Below are 8,252 nucleotides of genomic sequence, written 5' to 3' on the forward strand. Positions count from 1 at the left end.
TATCAAACCTCTGCATGTCTATTCGATGTGATCGAATAGATCAGCGTTTCCATAGAACATTAAAAGCAGTCATATATCGTTCCTATCACCCATGAATCAGATCATTTTTCATTTAATGGCTATGGCAAATCTAAAACGTATTACTATATGATTTACCCGTTTATTTTTGCGATCACTCGATGCAGTTTACGTTACGTTTTGTCAGATACATTTTTGCAACAGGGCTGCTTATCACTGTTTTATTGGTCCTTATCACCTTCTTACTACTGCGCGCTAGTTTGCCGCAATATGACGGCGAAGCGCCACTTGCTGGATTATCTGCACCCGTACTCATCGACCGAGATGCGCTTGGCAGCGTGACCTTCAAAGGCGAAAATCGATTGGATTTAGCACTAGCGATGGGCTATGTCCATGCACAGGAACGCTTCTTTGAAATGGATTTGATGCGCCGGCAGGCTGCAGGCGAATTATCCGAATTATTCGGCACCGCATCACTCGCGCATGATCGCAAAGCACGTGCATTTCGCATGCGCGCACGCGCTACCGCCGTTTTACATCAGCTGCCCAAAACTCAAATGCAATTGCTCGATGCTTATCGCGACGGTGTCAATCAAGGCATTGCAGCACTGACGGTGCGCCCTTTCCCATACCTATTGACCCAAACCCAGCCTGCGGTGTGGCGCAATGAAGACAGCATCTTAGTCATTGCTGCAATGTTTTTTACTTTGAATGAATCCAATATTTATCGTGAACTGGCGCTGTCCAACCTACGTGCAACGCTATCAGAACCGGTTTATCGATTTTTGAACACTCCAGCTGGCAATTGGGATGCGCCGTTGATTGATGAACCCATCATCTTGCCGGAGCTCCCTTCAGCGGTGCACATCAATCTGCAAGCATTAGACAAAAAACTATTCAATGGCAACCCGTTAGCCATAGAACAATCGCCCGGCAGTAACAGTTTTGCGGTTGCCGGAGGACTAACCGATGGTCCTGCCATCGTCGCTAATGACATGCATCTAACTTTACGAGCACCTAACCTCTGGTTTAGAACTCGCCTTATTTATCCCGATGCCGCAACTGCAGATCAGTTTCACGACATCACCGGCATCAGCCTACCCGGTGTACCTTCAGTTGTGATCGGCTCAAATCGGCATATCGCCTGGAGCTTCACCAATAGCCACGGAGACTTTTCCGACTGGGCAAGGATAAAAACTGATGCAGACGACCAAACTCGCTACCTCAGCTCAACCGGCTGGCAACCGATGAAGATTCACCATGAAATCATTCGCATCCGCAATTCAATAGATGAAACCCTGCAAATTTCAGAAACTGAATGGGGCCCTATTTTGGCGCAAGACCACGATAAAACTCCATTGGCATTAGCCTGGACAGCATTGCGACCCGAAGCTATAAATCTTAAATTGATCGAACTGGAACAAATCAGATCCGCGCAACACGCCGCAAAAATTGCACCGTTGCTGGGCATCCCAGTACAAAACTTCATTGTCGGTGATCGTCACGGCAATATCAGTTGGACCCTCGCAGGCCGCATCCCCATCCGATCCGGTATGTATGATCCGCACGTACCTGCCGACTGGACTACAGCAAGTACGGGATGGAGTGGATGGCTGGAACCCGAGCGCTATCCGCTCATCAATAATCCTGCAACACAGCGACTATGGTCTGCAAATTCACGCCCTGTTTCAGGTAGTCTACTGAATCTATTGGGCAATGGCGGCTTTGATTTAGGCGCAAGAGCCACGCAAATTCGCGACAGTTTATTGGCGCGCAACCAATTTACCGTAGCAGATATGCAAGCCATTCAATTAGATAATCGCGCGCTCTTGTTGGCACGCTGGCATCAGCTACTGAGCAATACTCTGGAATCGGCAGACAGTAAGCTACCGTGGATTTTAACAATGAAGAACGCATTAGCTGGCTGGAATGGACAGGCTTCCACGGATTCTATTGCCTATCGGATTGTACGCACGTATCGCTATGAAGTGACAAAGACTGTATTAAACGGTTTTGCCGCTCCAGTGCGGCAAAACGATCCAACTTTTGAATTACCTAGACTAAGCCAAGCGGAAGTAATTATGTGGCAACTGCTCGAACAGAAACCCCAACACCTACTGCCATCGCCATATAAAAATTGGGAAGAATTACTATACCTTTGCGCACAACAAAGCGCCGAACAGATGGAACAAGATGGTGGTATTGATAAACGAAGCTGGGGTGAAGTCAATGCAGCGCTTATTCGACACCCTCTCAGTCAAAAACTTCCATCATGGGTAGCACAATGGCTTGATATGCCAAGTGATCCGCTACCGGGTGATCACAATATGCCGCGCGTGCAATCCCCCAACTTTGGCGCCTCGCAACGCTCCGTGGTTGCCCCAGGGCAGGAAGAACATGGCTATTTTGCCATGCCTGGAGGACAAAGCGGCCATCCACTTTCGCCATACTACGGTCGTGGACACACCGACTGGGTAAATGGAAGTCACACACCTTTTCTTCCGGGGGCAGCGGAAAGACAAATGAAGCTTATTTCAGCCCAGTCTAAATAAATAGATTCCAGTAAAGCTAGTTATCTTGGTTAATTATCTTCATCAATAAGCACTGCATAGCCATAGTACAAGTTATCTGCTATGCAACAAATTACTTCTTCTGTCCGCTCCGATGTACTTCTATTTCTTCAATAATTTGTGCGTCTTCGATGATTACGGCTTGATCCATTCCGGATTGACGGTTCATATCATTGAATTGTTGCATGGTCTTTTCATGTTTCCGGCGTAACCACCAGAAACGTATGCCAACGATCACAACAGCCACGGCAACTAATGCCAGGAAAGCGGCAAAAAAGAAAATGCTCGCGAACACCATAACCACAACAACAGGAATCAGCATCGCATAAGTAAGCCAGCGATTTAAAGGCGAAACCGGTGCACGCTGAAATTCTCCCGACTCATCCTGACGGTATTCAGCAATCCTGCTAATAATAATTTTTCTCTCTTCATCATTCATTGCATTAACTCCTCTATTGCAACAATTGTTTTGGGTACCGCTAAAGTTAAAAGTTCATGGCCCGTTTGCGTAACCACCACGTCATCCTCAATGCGAATGCCAATATTCCAGAAATGCTCCGGCACATTATCCGCTGGACGGATGTAGCAACCCGGCTCAACTGTCAGCACCATGCTAGGCTGCAATAAACGCCACTCACCTTTCTGTTTGTATTTTCCAACATCATGCACATCCATGCCCAGCCAATGACCGGTCTTATGCATATAAAAACGTTTGTAGTCGCCCGACTCCAGCACAGCCTCCATGCTACCCTGACATAATCCCAAATCAATAAAACCTTGCGCTAACACAAGCAGTGCGGCTTGGTGCGGATCATTCCAGTTATTTCCCGGCTTCACTTGCAATATAGCTGCTGTCTGGGCAGCCAGCACGAGTTGATACACATCTCTTTGTGCAGCAGTAAATTTTCCATTGATCGGGAATGTTCGCGTAATATCAGAAGCATAGCCATCCAACTCACAACCCGCGTCAATCAATAATAAATCACCTGATTTCAGTTCGGCATTATTCTGCACATAATGTAATACGCATGCGTTAGCGCCTCCGGCAACAATAGAAGTATAAGCTGGTGACTGAGCACCATGCCGACAGAAGGTATAAAGCAATTCAGCTTCAATCTCGTTTTCGCTCATTCCCGGCATTGTCGTTTGCATCGCGCGCTGATGTGCCTGCGCCGAAATATCTGCTGCCCGCTGCATAATTTGCAATTCGTCGGTACCCTTAATCAGGCGCATTTCATCCAATAATGCACGGTAATCATGAATCTCACTCGGCGCCGCAACGCCTGTGCGCGCCAGTTCACGCACTCGATTTAACCAACCGACAACACGCTGATCCCAGTTCTGATCCAATCCCAAGGCGGTATAAACAGCGGGTTGATCTGCGAGTAACTGGGGCAGCAATTCTTCCAATTTAGCTAATGGATAGGTCTCATCAAAGCCAAAAACCTCCTTGGCTGCCTCCGGCCCATAGCGAAAACCATCCCAGATCTCACGCTCAGCGTCTTTCTCGCGGCAAAATAAAATATGCTTGGCCGGTGCATGATCAGTTGCGGCAACAATCAACAGCACCGCCTCTGGTTCACGAAAACCAGTCAAGTAGTAAAAATAGCTATCAAACCGGTATGGATAATGCGCATCACCATTCCGTAGCCGCTCCAGAGCCGTTGGAATAATCGCCACACCCGTCTGCATTTGAGCTGCCAGAAGTTTTCGACGTGCGATAAAAGGTTGAATATAGGTCATAGTTGCAGTTTCAAGTTATTACAATCACTTATTACTCGATCCTCGCTTGCGATTTAAGTTGCTTATCCAGTGCTTCCAGTCGCTCCGGTGTTCCCACATCGATCCAATGTCCAGAAAAGTATTCACCACTCACTTTGCCTTGCTCTATCGCCTGTCGCAATAACGGAGCCAATTTCACCGCCATGCCCGGTTTTATTGCGCAAAACAGCTGTGGTCGATAAATACCGATGCCGCTAAACGTTAATCGATTGTTACCTGTCAGCAAGATCTGATTTTGCCGTAATGTAAAGTCTCCTGCGGCGTGGTGCAGTGGATTATCCACCAGTACCAGATGCGCCAACTGCGCGCTATCCGACTGCATCGCACTCATTACCGGTAACAGCGATACATAGTCCATTTCACAATAAATATCTGCGTTGACCACCAGGAATGGTTGATTGCTGAACTGACCCGTCAATAATGGCAAGGCATTGGCAATCCCGCCCGCAGTTTCTAGAACCACTCGCTCAGGCGAGTACTGAATATTAACACCATAGCACTCACCTGTGCCCAAAGCATTTTCAATCATTGCACCCAGGTACGCATGGTTAATGACAATATCGGTAAAACCAGCACGCGCCAGATTTCTTAGCTGATATTCAATTAACGACGCACCACCTGCCTTTAACAATGGCTTGGGTACAGCATCAGTAAGCGAGCGCATGCGCTCACCACGCCCCGCCGCAAGAATCATCGCCTTATAAGGAATCACTTTAGAAGGTGTAACCAATCTTCTGGCCGGATTTAGCAGGATGCAACTCATCCAGCAAATTCAGCAGCGGACGAAGTTCCCGGTAACGCTCACAAGCTGTACGCAAATATTGCATCACCAGCGGCATATCGTTTAGATAAGTCGCTTTGCCATCGCGATAATTGAGACGGGCAAAAATCCCTAACACTTTTAGGTGGCGTTGCACACCCATCCACTCAAAGTCGCGATAAAACTCTGCAAAATCTGCAGTCACCGGCAACCCAGCTTGGCGTGCTTTTTCCCAATAGCGAATGGTCCAATCCAGAATGCGGTCTTCATCCCAGTGAATATAGGCATCTTTGAATAAAGATACCAGATCATAAGTAATCGGCCCATGTACCGCATCCTGAAAATCAAGAATACCCGGATTCGGTGTAGACACCATCAAATTGCGAGAATGATAATCCCGATGCACCAATACTTTGGCCTGTGCCAGATTATTTTGCAATATATGCTCAAAAGCATTGTGTAAAACCGTTTGCTGTTCTTTAGATAGATTCACTTGCAAATGTTTCGCAATATACCAATCAGGAAACAAATCAAGTTCTCGCTGCAATAACGCTTGATCATAACTTGGCAAGCCTTCGACCTGTTGCGACATCTGCATTTGCACCAACGCATCCGTCGCATCGCAATAAAGTTGATTGGCTGACTCAGGTGCCTGATTGAGTGCATGTAAGAAAGTGGTATGCCCCAAGTCGGATAACAACAAAAAACCAAGCTCCAGATTTTGCGCTAGAATTCTGGGCACATGCACCCCGACTGCAGCCAGAATCTCCGCTACGTACAAGAACGGCGCACAATCCTCATATTGTGGTGGCGCATCCATCACAACCAATGTTTGATCATCGAAAGAAATCCGGAAATAGCGCCGGAAGCTTGCATCCGCAGAAGCAGGCTCCAGTGTAAATAATCTTCCGGGAAATTGCGCCTTTATCCAATTCTCAAGTTGTTGTGTACGTTCCATTCATATATCCGGATAATTAGTCGATCTCATCAAGATCAAAAATAGCCTATATTTTAATCACTGAGAAAGCTTCACAGACTTTTCCTAGCGGGTAAAACTGGAACCGTTCTCAATAACAGTGGATAATTCGGTCTTGTAAGATATCTCATAACATGAGATTTTATCACGTCACTCACGTGGCCAGCTGATCAACTGGTAGATCAATCAACAAGGAGAACAACCATGATTAATAAAAATGTAATTGACGAAATCAATGCCAAAGTCAGCGAAATTATGCAAAACAGCCCGGCCAAAGATATCGAAAAAAATGTCCGGGTTTTATTATCGGGTGCATTTTCCCGGCTTGAATTAGTCACCCGTGATGAATTTGATGTGCAGCAGGAAGTATTACAGCGCACCCGTGAAAAACTGATGATTCTTGAAGCCAAGGTAACCGAACTGGAAGCACAGTTAGGTACAAACGAAATGCCAGAGTCCGACAAATAAATTTATACGCCGCTGTTATACTTAAGTAACTCTTAACCTGCATCCATAACTTAATTCTGCGCTTAATAGATGTCACTCGCCGTACTGTATAGTCGCGCGCTTTCCGGTATTCAAGCACCGTTGGTGACAGTGGAAACACACATCGCCAACGGCTTGCCCAGTTTTACCATCGTCGGTCTTCCCGATACCGAAGTTAAAGAAAGTAAAGACCGCGTCAGAGCGGCACTGCAAAATGCACAATTCAAAATCCCTGCGCAACGTATCACCATCAATCTAGCTCCTGCCGATTTACCCAAGGAGAGCGGACGATTCGACTTGCCCATAGCATTAGGAATACTCGCCGCAACCGGGCAAATCCCCAAAGATAAACTGGATCAATATGAATGGGCTGGCGAACTGGCATTAACCGGAGAATTGCGCCCAATTCACGGCGCTCTGGCGATGACCTACAACGCATCACAATCCGGCCGCAGCTTCGTACTTCCGGAACAAAATGCCGCTGAAGCCGCATTAGTCAAAAAAGCCACGATCTACGCAGCCAAATCGTTACTACAAATCTGTGCGCATTTAACCGGACGAGAAACTTTGCCCATTTTTTCAGGCGTAACCGAGACCAGGAATGAAGACTCCACTTACCCAGATCTTGATGAAGTCAGAGGACAAACTCATGCCAAACGTGCGCTGGAAATTGCCGCCGCAGGTGGCCACAGTCTGCTAATGATTGGCCCTCCGGGCACCGGAAAATCCATGTTGGCGGCACGCTTCCCCGGCATTCTACCACCCATGACCGAGGCGGAGGCCCTCGAATCTGCAGCCATTCAGTCACTTAGTTATGGCAGCTTCAATATTGAGAATTGGAAGAAACGACCATTTCGCTCGCCGCACCATACGGCATCCGGTGTTGCTCTGGTCGGCGGCGGCAGCCACCCTCGCCCCGGTGAAATTTCGCTGGCCATGCACGGCGTGTTGTTTCTGGACGAGCTGGCCGAATTCGACCGTAAAGTTCTGGAAGTACTGCGCGAACCTCTGGAATCTGGAAAAATCACCATTTCCCGCGCAGCCCGTCAAGCAGAATTCCCGGCGCAATTTCAACTAATTGCCGCAATGAATCCGTGCCCCTGTGGCTACCTGGGACACTCCAACGGCAAATGCCATTGCACCCCAGACCAGATTTCCCGCTATCGCGGCAGAATCTCCGGCCCGCTACTGGATCGTATCGATATGCAGATCGAAGTTCCAGCAGTACCACAGCAGGAATTGATGAAACAGCAAGCGGCCGGTGAAAAAAGCAGCATGATCCGCCAGCGTGTAGAAAAGGCCTACCAAATACAACTCAACCGGCAAGGAAAAAAGAATAGTCGCTTGGGTGTGAAAGAAATCGATCAGCACTGCGCACTCGATAGCACCAGCGAGAATCTGCTGAAACAAGCCATCAGCCGTTTGAATTTATCCGCTCGTGCGTATCACCGTATTTTGAAAGTCGCGCGAACCATTGCAGATTTGTCGAGTGTTGAGAAAATTAACAATCAGCATATTGCTGAGGCAGTTCAGTATCGCAGGTTAGATAAACATTAAATTCATACATCTGATCAGCCAATAATCTCAAGGTGCAAGGTTTTGTAACCTGAGCTATGATTATTTCTGGTGTATGACAAGTGAGGAGAAAGCGGTGTAGCCT

Annotated in this window: 7 protein-coding genes; 3 read left to right on the top strand and 4 right to left on the bottom strand. The window is 47.5% G+C overall.

The genetic code is table 11. The features are described 5' to 3' along the window. Positions 1-179 precede the first annotated feature (179 nt). On the top strand, positions 180-2,570 hold the full coding sequence (locus QZV86_RS12750) for a penicillin acylase family protein (protein ID WP_295628821.1): 2,391 nt from the start codon (positions 180-182) through the stop codon (positions 2,568-2,570). 91 nt (positions 2,571-2,661) lie between these two features. On the opposite strand, the gene QZV86_RS12755 is transcribed toward QZV86_RS12750, so the two are convergent. From QZV86_RS12755 to QZV86_RS12770, 4 genes are read right to left on the bottom strand one after another with little or no spacing between them, the layout of a single operon-like run. Continuing rightward, positions 2,662-3,027, bottom strand: a complete 366-nt coding sequence (locus tag QZV86_RS12755) for a hypothetical protein (protein ID WP_295628824.1) — start codon at positions 3,025-3,027, stop codon at positions 2,662-2,664. Next, a complete protein-coding gene (gene pepP / locus QZV86_RS12760; RefSeq protein WP_295628827.1) occupies positions 3,024-4,331 on the bottom strand; it encodes a Xaa-Pro aminopeptidase in 1,308 nt (435 codons plus the stop codon). Before pepP ends, QZV86_RS12755 begins: the two co-directional genes overlap by 4 nt. Positions 4,332-4,362: 31 nt before the next feature. After that, positions 4,363-5,064: an N-acetylmuramate alpha-1-phosphate uridylyltransferase MurU gene (gene murU / locus QZV86_RS12765; protein WP_295628839.1), complete on the bottom strand. Its 702-nt coding sequence runs from the start codon at positions 5,062-5,064 to the stop codon at positions 4,363-4,365. 19 nt (positions 5,065-5,083) lie between these two features. Then, positions 5,084-6,088 carry a phosphotransferase gene (locus QZV86_RS12770; protein ID WP_295628830.1) on the bottom strand — a complete coding sequence of 335 codons (1,005 nt, stop codon included), beginning with the start codon at positions 6,086-6,088 and terminating at the stop codon, positions 5,084-5,086. A 222-nt stretch (positions 6,089-6,310) separates the two neighbouring features. On the opposite strand from QZV86_RS12770, the gene QZV86_RS12775 reads away from it, so the two are divergent. Together QZV86_RS12775 and QZV86_RS12780 are read left to right on the top strand one after the other, a co-directional pair. Next, positions 6,311-6,574: an accessory factor UbiK family protein gene (locus tag QZV86_RS12775; RefSeq protein ID WP_295628833.1), complete on the top strand. Its 264-nt coding sequence runs from the start codon at positions 6,311-6,313 to the stop codon at positions 6,572-6,574. Between the two features lie 69 nt (positions 6,575-6,643). Then, positions 6,644-8,149 carry a YifB family Mg chelatase-like AAA ATPase gene (locus QZV86_RS12780; RefSeq protein ID WP_295628836.1) on the top strand — a complete coding sequence of 502 codons (1,506 nt, stop codon included), beginning with the start codon at positions 6,644-6,646 and terminating at the stop codon, positions 8,147-8,149. The last annotated feature ends 103 nt before the right edge of the window (positions 8,150-8,252 follow it).

Source organism: uncultured Nitrosomonas sp. (assembly GCF_902826915.1).
Lineage (GTDB): Bacteria > Pseudomonadota > Gammaproteobacteria > Burkholderiales > Nitrosomonadaceae > Nitrosomonas.

What these genes read in the sequence shown, in the direction of transcription:
- QZV86_RS12750 (WP_295628821.1), top strand. Translation starts at nt 180, where the DNA reads ATGCAGTTTACGTTACGTTTTGTCAGATACATTTTTGCAACAGGGCTG.
- QZV86_RS12755 (WP_295628824.1), bottom strand. Translation starts at nt 3,027, where the DNA reads ATGAATGATGAAGAGAGAAAAATTATTATTAGCAGGATTGCTGAATAC.
- pepP (WP_295628827.1), bottom strand. Translation starts at nt 4,331, where the DNA reads ATGACCTATATTCAACCTTTTATCGCACGTCGAAAACTTCTGGCAGCT.
- murU (WP_295628839.1), bottom strand. Translation starts at nt 5,064, where the DNA reads ATGATTCTTGCGGCGGGGCGTGGTGAGCGCATGCGCTCGCTTACTGAT.
- QZV86_RS12770 (WP_295628830.1), bottom strand. Translation starts at nt 6,088, where the DNA reads ATGGAACGTACACAACAACTTGAGAATTGGATAAAGGCGCAATTTCCC.
- QZV86_RS12775 (WP_295628833.1), top strand. Translation starts at nt 6,311, where the DNA reads ATGATTAATAAAAATGTAATTGACGAAATCAATGCCAAAGTCAGCGAA.
- QZV86_RS12780 (WP_295628836.1), top strand. Translation starts at nt 6,644, where the DNA reads ATGTCACTCGCCGTACTGTATAGTCGCGCGCTTTCCGGTATTCAAGCA.